The 13,389-nt window shown below is 68.1% G+C and carries 13 protein-coding genes; 9 read left to right on the plus strand and 4 right to left on the minus strand.

The window, feature by feature from the left end:
* Nucleotide 1 precedes the first annotated feature (1 nt).
* From AABQ55_RS31375 to AABQ55_RS31400, 6 genes are all read left to right on the plus strand, one after another.
* Nucleotides 2–817, plus strand: a complete 816-nt coding sequence (locus tag AABQ55_RS31375; RefSeq protein ID WP_272808824.1) for an HpcH/HpaI aldolase family protein — start codon at nucleotides 2–4, stop codon at nucleotides 815–817.
* The gene (locus AABQ55_RS31380; RefSeq protein ID WP_272808825.1) at nucleotides 818–1,807 is read left to right on the plus strand and encodes an NAD(P)-dependent oxidoreductase; all 990 of its coding nucleotides are present in this window, start codon (nucleotides 818–820) and stop codon (nucleotides 1,805–1,807) included.
* Between the two features lie 2 nt (nucleotides 1,808–1,809).
* Nucleotides 1,810–3,318: a sugar ABC transporter ATP-binding protein gene (locus AABQ55_RS31385; protein ID WP_272808826.1), complete on the plus strand. Its 1,509-nt coding sequence runs from the start codon at nucleotides 1,810–1,812 to the stop codon at nucleotides 3,316–3,318.
* A 5-nt stretch (nucleotides 3,319–3,323) separates the two neighbouring features.
* Complete coding sequence (locus AABQ55_RS31390; RefSeq protein WP_432349831.1) at nucleotides 3,324–4,331, plus strand: ABC transporter permease; 1,008 nt, start codon at nucleotides 3,324–3,326, stop codon at nucleotides 4,329–4,331.
* A 30-nt stretch (nucleotides 4,332–4,361) separates the two neighbouring features.
* Nucleotides 4,362–5,309: a substrate-binding domain-containing protein gene (locus AABQ55_RS31395; RefSeq protein ID WP_272808827.1), complete on the plus strand. Its 948-nt coding sequence runs from the start codon at nucleotides 4,362–4,364 to the stop codon at nucleotides 5,307–5,309.
* A 169-nt stretch (nucleotides 5,310–5,478) separates the two neighbouring features.
* Complete coding sequence (locus tag AABQ55_RS31400) at nucleotides 5,479–6,390, plus strand: MurR/RpiR family transcriptional regulator (protein WP_272808828.1); 912 nt, start codon at nucleotides 5,479–5,481, stop codon at nucleotides 6,388–6,390.
* 125 nt (nucleotides 6,391–6,515) lie between these two features.
* On the opposite strand, the gene iolG is transcribed toward AABQ55_RS31400, so the two are convergent.
* Complete coding sequence (gene iolG / locus AABQ55_RS31405) at nucleotides 6,516–7,517, minus strand: inositol 2-dehydrogenase (RefSeq protein WP_272808829.1); 1,002 nt, start codon at nucleotides 7,515–7,517, stop codon at nucleotides 6,516–6,518.
* Nucleotides 7,518–7,646: 129 nt separating this feature from the next.
* Between iolG and AABQ55_RS31410 the strand changes: the two genes are divergently transcribed.
* The 3 genes from AABQ55_RS31410 to AABQ55_RS31420 all read left to right on the plus strand — a co-directional run bounded on the left by AABQ55_RS31410 (nucleotide 7,647) and on the right by AABQ55_RS31420 (nucleotide 11,346).
* Complete coding sequence (locus AABQ55_RS31410; RefSeq protein ID WP_272808830.1) at nucleotides 7,647–8,822, plus strand: Gfo/Idh/MocA family protein; 1,176 nt, start codon at nucleotides 7,647–7,649, stop codon at nucleotides 8,820–8,822.
* A 90-nt stretch (nucleotides 8,823–8,912) separates the two neighbouring features.
* Nucleotides 8,913–10,754 (plus strand): 3D-(3,5/4)-trihydroxycyclohexane-1,2-dione acylhydrolase (decyclizing), encoded by a 1,842-nt coding sequence (gene iolD, locus AABQ55_RS31415; protein WP_272808831.1) that lies wholly within the window; start codon nucleotides 8,913–8,915, stop codon nucleotides 10,752–10,754.
* A gap of 100 nt (nucleotides 10,755–10,854) precedes the next feature.
* A complete protein-coding gene (locus AABQ55_RS31420) occupies nucleotides 10,855–11,346 on the plus strand; it encodes a GAF domain-containing protein (RefSeq protein WP_272808832.1) in 492 nt (163 codons plus the stop codon).
* Nucleotides 11,347–11,400: 54 nt separating this feature from the next.
* Here AABQ55_RS31420 and minE read toward each other — a convergent pair whose 3' ends face one another.
* The 3 genes from minE to minC are packed head-to-tail and all read right to left on the minus strand — an operon-like array spanning nucleotide 11,401 to nucleotide 13,263.
* Nucleotides 11,401–11,664, minus strand: coding sequence for a cell division topological specificity factor MinE (gene minE, locus AABQ55_RS31425; protein ID WP_064329066.1), 264 nt, complete (start codon nucleotides 11,662–11,664; stop codon nucleotides 11,401–11,403).
* Nucleotides 11,661–12,476: a septum site-determining protein MinD gene (minD, locus tag AABQ55_RS31430; protein WP_244769056.1), complete on the minus strand. Its 816-nt coding sequence runs from the start codon at nucleotides 12,474–12,476 to the stop codon at nucleotides 11,661–11,663. Before minD ends, minE begins: the two co-directional genes overlap by 4 nt.
* Nucleotides 12,477–12,507: 31 nt before the next feature.
* Nucleotides 12,508–13,263 carry a septum site-determining protein MinC gene (gene minC, locus AABQ55_RS31435; RefSeq protein WP_272808833.1) on the minus strand — a complete coding sequence of 252 codons (756 nt, stop codon included), beginning with the start codon at nucleotides 13,261–13,263 and terminating at the stop codon, nucleotides 12,508–12,510.
* Nucleotides 13,264–13,389 lie beyond the last annotated feature (126 nt).

Raw genomic sequence — 13,389 nt, forward strand, 5'->3', positions numbered from 1 at the left:
CATGATCAGGAACGGTGTCAGGCAGCGCTGGGCGGAAGGCAGGCCGGTGCTCAACGGCTGGCTCTCCATCGCCAATTCCTTCAGCGCGGAGATCATGGCCGCGCAGGGCTACGATTCCCTCACCATCGACCTGCAGCACGGCATCGTCGGTTATGACGGCGCGGTGCCGATGCTGCAGGCCATGCGGGCAAGCGGCGTGACGCCGCTGGTGCGCGTGCCCTGGCTCGATCCGGCCGATATCATGAAGGCGCTGGATGCCGGCGCCTACGGCGTCATCTGCCCGATGGTCAACACCCGCGCCGAGGCCGAGCGCCTCGTCTCCTATGTGCGCTATCCGCCCGCCGGCGTGCGCAGCTTCGGCCCGAGCCGGGCCCTGTTTTCCGCCGGCCCCGGTTATGCCGCCGAGGCCGACGACGAGATCATCTGCCTTGCCATGATCGAGACCGCGCAGGCCTACGAGAACCTCGAGGATATCCTCGCCACGCCCGGCCTCGACGGCGTCTATATCGGCCCGGCCGACCTGACGCTCGGCCTGCAGGGCAAGCGCTACGCGCCCGGCTTCGACCGCCGCGAGCCCGAGATGATCGAGGCGATCAGGACGATCCTCCATGCCGCCCACCGGGCCGGCAAGCGGGCGGCGCTGCACAACGGCACGGCCGACTATGCCGCCGAGGCGGTCGGCTGGGGCTTCGATCTCGTGACCGTCTCCAACGACGTGCGCCTGCTCGCCGGCGCCGCCGAGGCGAGCGTCCGGGCCTTCCGCGAGCGCGTGCAGCAGGTCGCCCCCGCCGACACGATCGACACGGGAGGATATTGAATGCCGAGGATCCTGGTGGCCGGCAAGATCCACGCGGACGGCCTTGCCGTGCTCGAATCCGCGCCCGGCATGGTGATCGACTATGTCGAGGAGGTCTCCGCGGCAAGCTACGAGCCCTTCCTGGCGGCGGCCGATGCGCTGCTCATCCGCACCCAGCCGCTCCCCGCGGCCTTCATCGCCGGGGCGCGGCACCTCAAGATCGTCTCGCGCCACGGCGTCGGCTACGATTCCGTCGATGTCGCGGCGCTGAACGGCCGCGGCATCCCGCTCGCCGTGGTCGGCGACGTGAATTCCCGCGCGGTGGCCGAGCACGCCGTCATGCTGATGCTCTCGGCCGCGCGGCGCACCGTGCTCTTCGACCGCAGGATGCGGCAGGGCGACTGGAACTATCGCAACAGCCTCGATGCCGACGAGCTCGACGGGCGCACGCTGCTGATCGTCGGCTTCGGGCGCATCGGCCGGCGGCTGGCGCAGATCGGCGCGGCGCTCGGCATGACGGTGCTCGCCTATGACAAGTACCAGGATGCCGCCGGGATCGCGGCGGCCGGCGTCATCCCGGTCGGCGACCTGATGGACGGGCTGCGCCGCGCCGACGTCGTGTCGCTGCATGTGCCGAAATCCGGTGCCGAGCCGCTGATCGGCGCGGCGGAGCTGGCATCGATGAAGCGCTCGGCCATTCTCGTCAACACGGCGCGCGGCGGGCTGATCGACGAGAAGGCGCTGCTGGCGGCGCTGGAGGAGGGGCGGCTTTCGGCGGCGGGGCTCGACGTGCTCGATTGCGAGCCGCCGGCCGGCGACGACCCGATGCTCGCCTGCGAGCGGGTGGTGCTCTCCCCGCACAATGCCGGGCTGACCGAGGCCTGCGCGCGGCGCATGGCGATCGCCGCGGCGGCCAATATCCTCGATTTCTTCAAGGGCACGCTCGACCCGGCGCTCGTCGTCAACCGCGCGGAGATCGCCGCGCACCGTCCCGCGACGATCGGGGCCTGATCATGGCGCTCCTGACCTTTCGCGACATCGCCAAAGCCTACGGCACCGTGCCGGTGCTGAAGGGCATCGACCTCGTGGTCGAACCCGGCGAGGTCCTCGCCCTTGTCGGGGAGAACGGCGCCGGCAAGTCGACCCTCATGCGCATCGCCGCCGGCCTTGCGCCGCCTTCCTCGGGCACGATGCTGCTGGACGGAGCGCCCGCGCCGGCAAGCCTCCATGCCGCCGAGCGGGCGGGCATCGTCATGGTGCATCAGGAATTCTGCCTCGCCCCGCATCTGACGGTGGCGGAGAACGTCTTCCTCGGCCGCGAGATCACCCGCGGCCTCTTCACCGACCGCAAGGCGATGGAGACGCGGGCGCGCGACCTTCTCGCCGAGCTCGGCTCGGCGGCGCCGGTGCGCGCGCGGCTTCGCGACCTTCCCGTTTCCGACTGGCAGATGATCGAGCTTGCCAAGGCCTTCGCCCGCCAGCCGAAGCTCATCCTCATGGACGAGCCGACCGCCGTGCTCTCGGCGACCGAGGCCGGCAACCTCTTCGCGCGCATGCGTGCCTTCCGCGCGGCGGGCGGGGCGGTGATCTTCACCTCGCACCGCCTCGACGAGGTGAAGGCGATCGCCGACCGGGTCGCGGTGCTGCGCGACGGCCAGATCGTGCGCGTCGAACGGGCGCGCGACATTTCCGAGGACGCGATGGCCGAGGCGATGGTCGGCCGGCCGCTGGCCGAGATCTATCCGCCCCGCCGCGGCGCGGCCGCGCGCAAGCCGCTCCTCAGCGTGGCCGGCCTCACGGCGCCCGGCGCGGTGGAAGAGGCGACGCTGGAAATCCGCGAAGGCGAGGTGCTCGGCATTTCCGGCCTCGTCGGTTCCGGCCGCACCGAGCTCTTCGAGGCGCTGTTCGGCCTGCGCCCGGCGAAATGCGCCTCCTTCGTGCTGCGCGGGGAAAAACGCCGGCTGCCGGCGGCGCGCGAGGCCTGGGGGCTGAAGCTGGCCTACCTGACGGAGGACCGCAAGGGCAAGGGCCTGCTGCTCGGCAAGCCGCTGGCGGAAAACGTCGCCCTGACCAGCGGCGCGATCGCCGGCGCGGCCTGGATCGACCGGCGGGCCGAGCGGCGCGGTCTGGAAGCGGCCGTCGGGCGCTACGACATCCGCACCGGCCGGCTCGACGTCACCGCGGGCGCGCTCAGCGGCGGCAACCAGCAGAAGGTGCTGATCGCCAAGACGCTCGGGGTGGAGCCGGACCTCGTCGTCTTCGACGAGCCGACACGCGGCGTCGATATCGGCGCCAAGCAGCAGATCTACGACATCATCGCGGGGCTCGCCGCCGCGGGCAAGGCGATCGTCGTCATCTCCTCGGAGATGCAGGAGATCGTCGGCCTTTCCGACCGGGTGCTCGTCATGCGGCGCGGCCGCATCGCCGGCGAGCTTTCGGGCGAGGGCATCACCGAGACCGACATCATCCGATTTGCCATGGGCCTTGAAGAGAAGGGCCCGCAGGAGGAGGCAAGCCATTGACCGACATCACCGCCACGTCCGCCGGCAGCGCAGCCGCGTCGCCGGGTCGCACCCTCGTCGGCCTGTTCGGGGCCGCCGGCCCGCTCATCGCGCTCATCCTCCTGATGCTGGTCGGCGCGCTGATGAGCGACAGCTTCCTCGGCGCGGAGAACCTTTCGAACGTCTTCACCCGCAGCGCCATCATCGGCATCATCGCGGTCGGAGCCACCTTCGTCATCACGGCGGGCGGGCTCGACCTGTCGGTCGGCTCGCTCTCGGCGCTCGTCGCCGGCATGACGATCATGTTCATGAATTCGGCCGCCGCCACGCTCGGCGACGGCTGGCAGCTCGTCGCCGCCGGCATCCTCTTCTCGCTGGCCATCGGCGCCTTCGCGGGCTTCATCAACGGCTTCATGATCGTGCGCGGCCGCGTCGAGGCCTTCATCGTCACGCTCGGCGCCATGGGCATCTTCCGCTCGGTCATCACCTGGCTTGCCGACGGCGGCTCCATCTCGCTCGATTTCTCGCTGCGCGATGCGGCGCGGCCGATCTATTACGGCCAGGTCCTCGGCATCGCCGTGCCGATCATCGTGCTCGCCGTCATCGCCGTCATCGGCGAGCTGACGCTGCGCCGCATGCGCTTCGGCCGCCATGTCGCCGCCATCGGCTCGAACCGGCACGTCGCCTTCTATTCGGCGATCCCGGTCAGCCGCGTGCGCATCCTCACCTATGTCATCCAGGGCCTCTGCGTCGCCGTCGCCACCGTCATCTACGTGCCGCGCCTCGGCGCCGCCACGCCCTCCACCGGCCTCATGTGGGAGCTGGAGGCGATCGCCGCCGTCATCATCGGCGGCACGGCGCTCAGCGGCGGCTTCGGCCGCATCTGGGGCACCATCGTCGGCGTGCTGATCCTCGGCTTCATCAGCAACATCCTCAACCTCACCGGCTTCGTCAGCCCCTATCTCAACGGCGCCTTCCAGGGGGCGATCATCATCATCGCCGTGCTCCTGCAGCGCGACCGGGCGCAGGGCTGACGCTTCATTTCACAACAGGGAGACAAGTGAATGTTCCATCGACTGAAATCCATGCTCGCCGCAGGTGCGGTGGCCGTTGCCGCCTTCGCGGCGCCCGCCCTTGCCGCCGATGCCGTCATCGGCGTCTCGATCCCGGCGGCGACGCACGGCTGGACGGGCGGCCTCAACTACCACACCAAGCGCACGATCGACCGGATGAAGGAAGCCTTCCCGAACATCGACTTCGTGCTGGCGACCTCGTCCAGCGCCACGCAGCAGGTCAACGACATCGAGGACCTGATGGCGCGCAACATCAACGCGCTCGTCGTTCTGCCCTTCGAATCCGATCCGCTGACCGAGCCGGTCAAGGCCGCCAAGGCCAAGGGCGTGTTCATCGCCACCGTCGACCGCGGCCTTGCGGAAGAGGGCATCGAGGATCTCTATGTCGGCGGCGACAACCCGCAATACGGCACGGCGGCCGCCGAATACTTCAAGAAGAAGTTCCCGGACGGCGGCAAGATCGTCGTGATGCGCGGCATCCCGACGGCGATCGACAATATCCGCATCGACGCCTTCAACGCGGCGCTGAAGGACACGAAGATCGAAGTGCTCGACATGCAATATGCCAACTGGAACCCAGACAAGGGCTTCGAGGTGATGCAGGACTACCTGCAGCGCTTCCCTGAGATCGACGGCGTGTGGGCCGGTGACGACGATGCGGCGCTCGGCGCCATCGAGGCGATCAAGCAGGCCGACCGCAAGAACGTCACGGTGCTCGGCGGTTCGGGCATGAACAAGGTCATCAAGCTTGTCATGGACGGCCACGACATGGTCGATGCCGACATCTTCTACCCGCCGACGCTGATCATCCCGGCGATCGAGCTCGTCACGATGAAATACGCCACGCAGGCCCCGATCAGCGGCCGTTACGTGCTCGGCAGCCCGCTGATCACCAAGGACAATGCCGCGGAATACTACTTCCCGGACGCGCCCTACTGATAAGCAGGCCCGGAGCACGCCTCCCGGCCTCCCGCCATGCCTCCGGGCATGGCGGGATGCGCCGTTTCCGGGCGAGCGTTGCAGACTTCGGTTTTATGCAATAGTGCAAATATGGACCGGCACCGGCTCATCCCGGGTCCGAGACAGTACCATCCGGGGAGTAGGCCGTATGCCGAGGGTAAAGCAGTCCGATCAGCCGCCGCCGAAGACGGCGAACTACGAGACCTTCGTCAACATCGTCACCGAGGCCTATCCGAACCTGTCCGACCGCTTCCAGCAGGTCGCCCGCTTCATCACGCAGAACCCGAATGTCGTGGCGATGCAGTCGATCAACGCGATCGCCGAACAGTGCGGCGCGCATCCCTCCATCCTCGTGCGCTTCGCCCAGCATTTCGGCTTTTCCGGCTTCAAGCAGCTCCAGTCGGTGTTCCAGAGCCGCCTGTCGACGGCCGCGCCCGGCTACCGCGAGCGCATCAGCGCGCTCGACGTCGACCTGGAAAAGACCAAGCGCAAGGGCAATCTCGGCTTCCTGCACGATCTCGTCGTGCGCGACATCGCCACCCTGCAGGAGCTCCTGAACACCACGACGGAGGAGAGCCTGTCGCAGGCGGCGCGCGCGCTGAAGAACGCCAACACGATCTTCATCGCCGGCCAGCTGCGCTCCGAGCCGATCGCCAAGTTCCTGCGCTACGTGCTGTCCATGCTGCAGTGCCGGGTCATCCTGCTCGACCCCGCCGGCGGCCTTGCGCCCGAGATGGCCAAGGTGATGGGCAAGAAGGACGTGCTGGTCGCCATCGCCTTCCGCCACTATGCCAAGGAGGTGGTGACGATCGCCGATGTCGCGGCCGAGAACGGCACGCCCATCGTCGCGATCACCGACAGCCAGCTCTCGCCGCTCGCCAAGAACGCGGCCGTGCTCTTCACCATCCCGGAAGACGAATATTCCTTCTCGCGCTCGCTCGCCGCGCCGATGTGCCTGACGCAGACCATCGCGGTGGCGCTCGCCGCCCTCCTGCAGGAGGACAAGAAGGGCTCGCCCGAGATCCCGACGGTCACGGGCAGGCAGCGGCGCAAGGGCTAAGGCGGTACGCAGGTCGAAATACCGCATAGCGGCTCTGCATCCTCTCCTCCGTCATCCTCGGGCTTGACCCGACCATGACGAAAGAGAGGCATGCGGCGCTCGGCAGGGTTGCTTTGGGACGGCCTTCAGCCGGTGATCTCATCGACCCTGACGAAGCGGCCTTCCGCCTTGGAGCGGATGGCGGCCTCGGCCAGCACCAGTGCCTTTTCGCCGTCGTCGAAGGTCACGTCCGGCGTAGCGTTGGTGGCGACGCAGCGCAGGAAGGACTTCAGGCCGATCTCGAAGGCTTCGACGTAACGTTCGATGAAGAAGTCGAGATAGGGCTCGCCCGCGCCGGTGGCGGCCGCGGTGAAGCGCTCGACCTGGTGGGCGCGCCGGTTGCCGGAGATCAGCATGCCCTTCGCGCCGAACAGCTCGACGCGCTGGTCGTAGCCATAGGCGGCGGCGCGGGAATTGTTGATGTGGCAGAGCTTGCCGCTTGCGGTGCGCAGGATGATCATCGTGGAATCGACGTCGCCGAATTCCGCGAGCGTCGGGTCGACGAGCGTGCTGCCGGTGGCGAAGACCTCGGCGGGTTCCTCGCCCAGCATGAAGCGGGCAAGGTCGAAATCGTGGATGGTCATGTCGCGGAAGATGCCGCCGGAGACCTTGAGATAGTCGCGCGCGGCAAGGCCCGGGTCGCGCGAGGTGATGATCACCTGCCGCAGATCGCCGATCTCGCCGGCGCGCACCGCATCGCGCGCGGCCCGGTGGCCGGGATCGTAGCGGCGGTTGAAGCCGATCTGGACGGGCCGGTCGAAGCCGGCGATGGCCTTGCGGCAGGCGACGACGCGGGCAAGCGAAAGGTCGATCGGCTTTTCGCAGAAGATGGCCTTTCCGGCGTGCGCGGCGGCCTCGATGAGGTCGGCATGGGTGGCCGTGGAGGTGGCGATCAGCACGGCGTCGGCAAGGGCGATCGCCTCCTCGGCGCTGGCGGCGACCGGGCAGCCGTAGCGCCGGCCGATCTCCCCGGCGGCGGCGGTGACCGGGTCGTAGACGGCGGCAAGCGCCGCGCCCTCGGCGCGGGCGATGGTGGCGGCGTGCATCTTGCCGATGCGCCCGCAGCCGAGCAGTGCGATCCTCGTCATGGTTCCTCCTCGGGATGTACGGATGGCTTGCAAAAAAAGTTGCGCATATGAAATTTCGTCAATATTAATTCTGCCGGGAGCGCTTTTGCAAGCCCGTTTCGGACGGGACAGAATCTGGAGGAGGAGAGCATGGCGGAATTTCCCTTGGCCGGGCGCCGTTTGCGGCTCGGCGTCATCGGCGGCGGGCAGGGCAGCTTCATCGGCAAGGTGCATGCGCGCGGCGCGCGGCTTTCGGGCCGCTGGGATGTGGTGGCGGGCGCGCTGTCGTCCCGCCCGCAGGTGGCGCAGGAATCCGGCCGCGCCTGGCTGCTTGCGGAGGACCGCATCTATACCGACTACCGCGTGATGGCCGAGCGCGAGGCGGCGCGGCCGGACGGCATCGACGCCGTGGCGATCACCACGCCCAACAATTCCCACCATGCCATCGCCGTCGCCTTCCTGGAGAAGGGCATCGACGTCATCAGCGACAAGCCGCTGACGACGACGCTCGAGGATGCGCTCGATCTGGTGCATCGGCAGAAGGAGACGGGCCTCGTCTTCGGCGTCACCTATGCCTATGCCGCCTCCGCCATGGTGCGCCAGGCGCGCCAGATGATCGCGGAAGGCGCGCTCGGCAGATTGCAGCAGGTGCATGTCGAGTATTTCCAGGAATGGGCGCTGACCCCGCCGAGCGAGGCCGGTGCCGGCGCCCAGTGGCGCGTCGATCCCGCCATTGTCGGCCCCACCTTCACGACCGGCGACATCGGCACCCATTGCCACCACCTCGGCGCCTTCGTCTGCGGCCGCCCGGTCACCGCCGTGCGGGCGGAGTTCCACACGCTCGGCCCGCCGAAGGCGCTGGAGGACACGGCCTTCATGCATGTGCGCTACGAGGGCGGCATTCCCGGCACCATCATGATCTCGCAGGTCGCGCCCGGCGCCCATTGCGGCCTGCGCATCCGCGTCTTCGGCGACAGGGCGAGCCTGGAATGGAACCAGGAGGAGCCGGAGCTGCTGCACTTCCGCCGTTTCGGCGAGCCGGCCCGCGTGCTGACGCGCGGCGAGGGCGCGGGCATCGGCACGCATGCGGCGCGTTTCGTGCACATGCCGCGCGGCCATCCGGAGGCGCTGAGCGACGCCTGGGGCAATCTCTACGAGGAGTTCGCCATCGCCATCGAGGCGCGCCGTCTCGGCCGGACCCTGCCCGAGGGACTGCTCGCCTATCCGACGGTGGTGGACGGCGCGCTCGGCGTGAAGTTCATCGAGGCGGCGCTCGCCTCCAGCCAGTCGGGCGGCGCCTGGGCGGACTGCACGCTGCCGTCATGAATTGCAATAAGTATTGCAATAAACAATAATGTGGAATAAAAGTTTCCAGACAGTGGCCGGCGCGAAAAGGCCGGCCGAGGGAGGTTTACCATGTCCACCATCCGCCTGACCATGGCGCAAGCCCTGGTGCGTTATCTCTGCAACCAGTTCACCGAGATCGACGGCAGGCGCGAGCCGCTGTTTCCCGGCGTCTTCGCCATTTTCGGCCATGGCAATGTAACATGCCTTTCCGAGGCGCTGGAAGCGGTCAAGGACACGCTGCCGACCTGGCGCGGCCAGAACGAGCAGTCGATGGCGCTTGCCGCGATCGGCTTTGCCAAGGCGACGCGCCGCCGCCAGATCATGGTGGCGACCAGCTCCATCGGCCCGGGCGCGCTGAACATGGTGACGGCGGCGGGCGTGGCGCACACCAACCGCCTGCCGGTCCTGCTGCTGGCCGGCGACAGCTTCGTCAACCGCCGGCCCGACCCGGTCATGCAGCAGGTCGAGCATTTCGGCAATCCGACCATCACCGTCAACGACGCCTTCAAGGCCGTGACGCGCTACTGGGACCGCATTACCCATCCCGAGCAGATCATCGCCTCGCTGCCGCAGGCCGTCGCCGTCATGCTGGACCCCGCCGATTGCGGCCCGGCCTTCCTGGCCCTGCCGCAGGATGTGCAGGAGATCGCCTGGGACTATCCCGAAAGCTTCTTTGCGCCGACCGTCCACAAGGCGCCGCGCCCGCGGCCGGACCGCGACAGCCTCGCGGAGGCCGTGCGCGTGCTGAAGGCGGCAAAACGCCCGCTGATCATCTCCGGCGGCGGCGTGCGCTATTCGGGTGCGGAAACGGCGCTCGCCGCCTTTGCCGAAAAGCACGGCATCCCGCTCTGCGAGACCATTGCCGGCAAGGGCACCGTTACCCATGACCACCCGGCCCATGTCGGCCCGATCGGCATCGTCGGCTCCACCTCGGCCAATGCGCTGGCGGGCGAGGCCGACGTGGTGCTCGCCGTCGGCACGCGCCTCATGGATTTCACAACCGGTTCCTGGACCGCGTTTTCGCCCGACGCCCGCTTCGTCTCGATCAACGCGGCGCGCTGGGATGCCAGCAAGCACCGCGCCGTGGCCGTGGTCGGCGATGCGCTGGAGACGGTCGGCGAACTGGAAGCCGCTATCGGCGATTACAGGGCGGATGCCGGCTGGACGGAGAAGGGCAGGCGGGAATTCGCCAAGTGGAACGAGGCGCTCGACGGCTACCAGAAGCCGACCAATGCGCCGGTGCCGACCTATGCCCAGGTCGTCGGCATCGTCAATGCGAAGGCCGGGGAGCGCGACCTCCTGATCACCGCCGCCGGCGGCCTGCCGGGCGAGGTGATGAAGAACTGGCGCGTCAAGGCGCCGAACACCTTCGACTGCGAATTCGGCTTCTCCTGCATGGGCTACGAGATCGCCGCCGGCTGGGGTGCCGCCATGGCCGACCCCACCCGCACGCCCATCGTCATGATCGGCGACGGCACCTACATGATGATGAACTCGGACATCTATTCGACCGTGCTGTCCGGCCACAAGATGATCCTCATCGTCTGCGACAACGGCGGTTATGCCGTCATCAACCGCCTGCAGAACGCCAAGGGCACGCCGGGCTTCAACAACCTCATCAAGGATTGCCGCGTCAAGGAGCCCTTCGCCGTCGATTTCGCCAAGCATGCCGAGGCGATGGGCGCGCTGACGCGCCGCGTCGACAGCCTTGCCGATCTCGGCGAGGCCGTCGAATGGGCGAAGGGCACCGACCGCACCACCGTCCTCACCATCGTCTCCGACGCCTTCACCTGGACCCCGGGCGATGCCTGGTGGGATGTCGGCGTGCCGCAGGTGAGCGCGCGGGCCGAGGTCAACGCCGCGGCCGCCGACCAGCAGGCCGGCCGCAGGAAGCAGCGCGTCGGCGTCTAGCCTGCCTGAAGGCGCGGCCGGGTCTCCATCGCCATCCTTGCCAGGTCAAGCATCCGGGTCTATCGACGGTTCCAGGAAGCCATGATGTGCGAGGACGACCATGCATGAGATCGGGAAAATAGAGGCCGCGGACAAGCCTGCCTTCTACCGCGAGCTGCTCGCCCAGGCCGAGGGGCTGCTGCACGGCGAGCGCGATGCCGTTGCCAATGCGGCGAACCTCTCGGCGCTGATCTTTGATGCGGTCGACGATCTCAACTGGGCGGGCTTCTACTTCCTCAAAGGCCCGCAGGAGCTGGTGCTCGGTCCGTTCCAGGGCAAGGTCGCCTGCGTGCGCATTCCGGTCGGCAAGGGCGTCTGCGGCGCCGCCGTGGCGGAGGGGAAAAGCCAGCTCGTGCCGGATGTGCACGCCTTTCCGGGACACATCGCCTGCGACGCGGCCTCGCGCTCCGAGCTCGTCACGCCGCTCGTGCGCGACGGCGTGGTGTTCGGCGTTCTCGATCTCGACAGCCCGTCGCCCGGCCGGTTCACGGCGGAAGACCAGGCCGGCTTCGAGGCGCTCGCCGCGCTCTACGTCTCGGCGAGCGACGCCTGAAACGGCGAACGCCCGGCTTTTGCCGGGCGTCCATCTCGCCTTGCCGGTGGCGCCTTACGCCGCCTTCTTGCCGGCGTCGAAGGGAATTTCGATGTCGACGGCGAGCGTCGAGACTTGCGCGCCGCGTTCCATCTTGATGGAGACCTTCTCGTCATCTACCTGCATGTGCTTGGAGATCGCCTTCAGGATCTCGTCGCGCAGCTTGTTGACGAGATCGCTGTCGCCGGTGGCGGCCCGCTCGTGGGCGAGCAGCACCTGCAGCCGCTCGCGCGCGGCCGGCGCCGACTGGGCGCGGGAGAAGAAACGGAACAGGTTCATGCCGCCTTCCTTCCGAAGATCTTGCCGAGGAACGAGCGCTTGTCGCCGGGAATGGTGACCGGCAGGCTTTCGCCCTTGAGGCGGCGCGTCGCTTCGAAATAGGCGAGCGCCGGGGCCGAGCGTCCGTCGGCGAGCGTCACCGGGGCGCCGACGTTGGAGGCGCGCAGCACGTCCATGCTCTCCGGGATGATGCCGAGCAGCGGGATCGAGAGGATTTCCAGGACGTCGTCGACCTTCAGCATGTCGCCGCGCTCGGCGCGGGCGGCGTCGTAGCGGGTGAGCAGCAGGTGCTTTTCGATGCGCTCGCCGTTCTCCGCCTTCAGCGTCTTGGAATCGAGGAGGCCGATGATGCGGTCCGAATCGCGCACGGACGAGACTTCCGGATTGGTGACGACGATCGCCACGTCGGCATGGCGCATGGCCAGCGTCGCGCCGCGCTCGATGCCGGCCGGGCTGTCGCAGATCACCCAGTCGAAGGCGTTCTTCAGGGCGGCGATGACCTGCTCGACGCCCTCGGGCGTGAGATTGTCCTTGTCGCGGGTCTGGGAGGCCGGCAGCAGGTAGAGCGTCTCGACGCGCTTGTCGCGGATCAGCGCCTGCGTCAGCTTGGCCTCGCCCTGGATGACGTTGACGAGGTCATAGACGACGCGCCGTTCCGCGCCCATGACGAGATCGAGATTGCGCAGGCCGACGTCGAAATCCACGACCACGACCTTCTCCCCGCTTTGCGCCAGCGCGGCGCCGAGCGCGGCCGACGACGTCGTCTTGCCGACGCCGCCCTTGCCCGATGTGACCACGATTACCTTGCCCATTGACCTCTCCGTTTTATGAACCGCCTTCGGTTCAGCCAAGTGTTGCCGCCTTGATGGCTTCGCCTTCCAGCCAGATCTGCACGGGCTTGCCGCGCAGCTCCGGCTCCATGTCCTCGGCCGTCTTGTAGTAGCCGTCGATGGCGATCAGCTCCGCTTCCAGCGTGCGGCAGAAGATGCGGGCCGAAGCGTTGCCCGTCGTGCCGGCCATCGCCCGGCCGCGCAGCGGGCCGTAGACATGGATCGAGCCGCCGGCGACGATTTCCGCGCCGGATGCGACCGAGCCGACGATGGTGACGTCGCCTTCGGGAAAGAAGATGGACTGGCCCGAGCGGACCGGCCGCGCGACGACCATCGACGGTACCGTGTGCATCGGCGGCGGGCTCGCGGGCGCCGCCGTCTCGACGGGCTCGGCCTTTTCGGCCTTGCCGGCCTTCTTCGAAGGCTCCTCCGCCGCCGGTTCCTCGATATCGGCCGCGGGGCGGCCGTCGGTCATGGCCGGCGGCATGTCCGCGCCGAGCAGCGAGGAGCGCGCGCCCTCGATGCCCATGACGCGCACATTGCGGGCGCTCAGCTGGCCGACGAGTTCGCGAAGCTCCGCCTTCTCGATGTCGAGCCCGTCGACATCGAGCACCACCGGCCGCCGCAGGAAGAAGCCGGCGGAGCGCGCCGCCAGATCGTCGAGCCGCACCAGCCAGTCCTCGAAGGGCAGCTCCGGGGTCAGCGCAAGCGCGAGGAAGGATCGCCCCTTGAGGCGGATCGGCCGTGGTTGGGTTAACACGTCAGTCATCTTCGTTAATTTTCGGTTGCTTCGGTGTACCGATGAAATGGTTAACAAAGGGTTAATTTGCAGGTCTGGCTGGCGCGAGGCATGCGTCCTGGGGCGGCCGTGCAACGGTTCGCGCGGAGCGGGAGA

The sequence above is a fragment of the Shinella sp. WSD5-1 genome (genome assembly GCF_963942435.1).
Taxonomy (GTDB): Bacteria; Pseudomonadota; Alphaproteobacteria; order Rhizobiales; family Rhizobiaceae; genus Shinella; species Shinella yambaruensis.

Bases quoted from the DNA above. Each gene is read 5' to 3' on its own strand.
- AABQ55_RS31375 (WP_272808824.1), top strand. From the start codon at position 2: ATGATCAGGAACGGTGTCAGGCAGCGCTGGGCGGAAGGCAGGCCGGTG.
- AABQ55_RS31380 (WP_272808825.1), top strand. From the start codon at position 818: ATGCCGAGGATCCTGGTGGCCGGCAAGATCCACGCGGACGGCCTTGCC.
- AABQ55_RS31385 (WP_272808826.1), top strand. From the start codon at position 1,810: ATGGCGCTCCTGACCTTTCGCGACATCGCCAAAGCCTACGGCACCGTG.
- AABQ55_RS31395 (WP_272808827.1), top strand. From the start codon at position 4,362: ATGTTCCATCGACTGAAATCCATGCTCGCCGCAGGTGCGGTGGCCGTT.
- AABQ55_RS31400 (WP_272808828.1), top strand. From the start codon at position 5,479: ATGCCGAGGGTAAAGCAGTCCGATCAGCCGCCGCCGAAGACGGCGAAC.
- iolG (WP_272808829.1), bottom strand. From the start codon at position 7,517: ATGACGAGGATCGCACTGCTCGGCTGCGGGCGCATCGGCAAGATGCAC.
- AABQ55_RS31410 (WP_272808830.1), top strand. From the start codon at position 7,647: ATGGCGGAATTTCCCTTGGCCGGGCGCCGTTTGCGGCTCGGCGTCATC.
- iolD (WP_272808831.1), top strand. From the start codon at position 8,913: ATGTCCACCATCCGCCTGACCATGGCGCAAGCCCTGGTGCGTTATCTC.
- AABQ55_RS31420 (WP_272808832.1), top strand. From the start codon at position 10,855: ATGCATGAGATCGGGAAAATAGAGGCCGCGGACAAGCCTGCCTTCTAC.
- minE (WP_064329066.1), bottom strand. From the start codon at position 11,664: ATGAACCTGTTCCGTTTCTTCTCCCGCGCCCAGTCGGCGCCGGCCGCG.
- minD (WP_244769056.1), bottom strand. From the start codon at position 12,476: ATGGGCAAGGTAATCGTGGTCACATCGGGCAAGGGCGGCGTCGGCAAG.
- minC (WP_272808833.1), bottom strand. From the start codon at position 13,263: ATGACTGACGTGTTAACCCAACCACGGCCGATCCGCCTCAAGGGGCGA.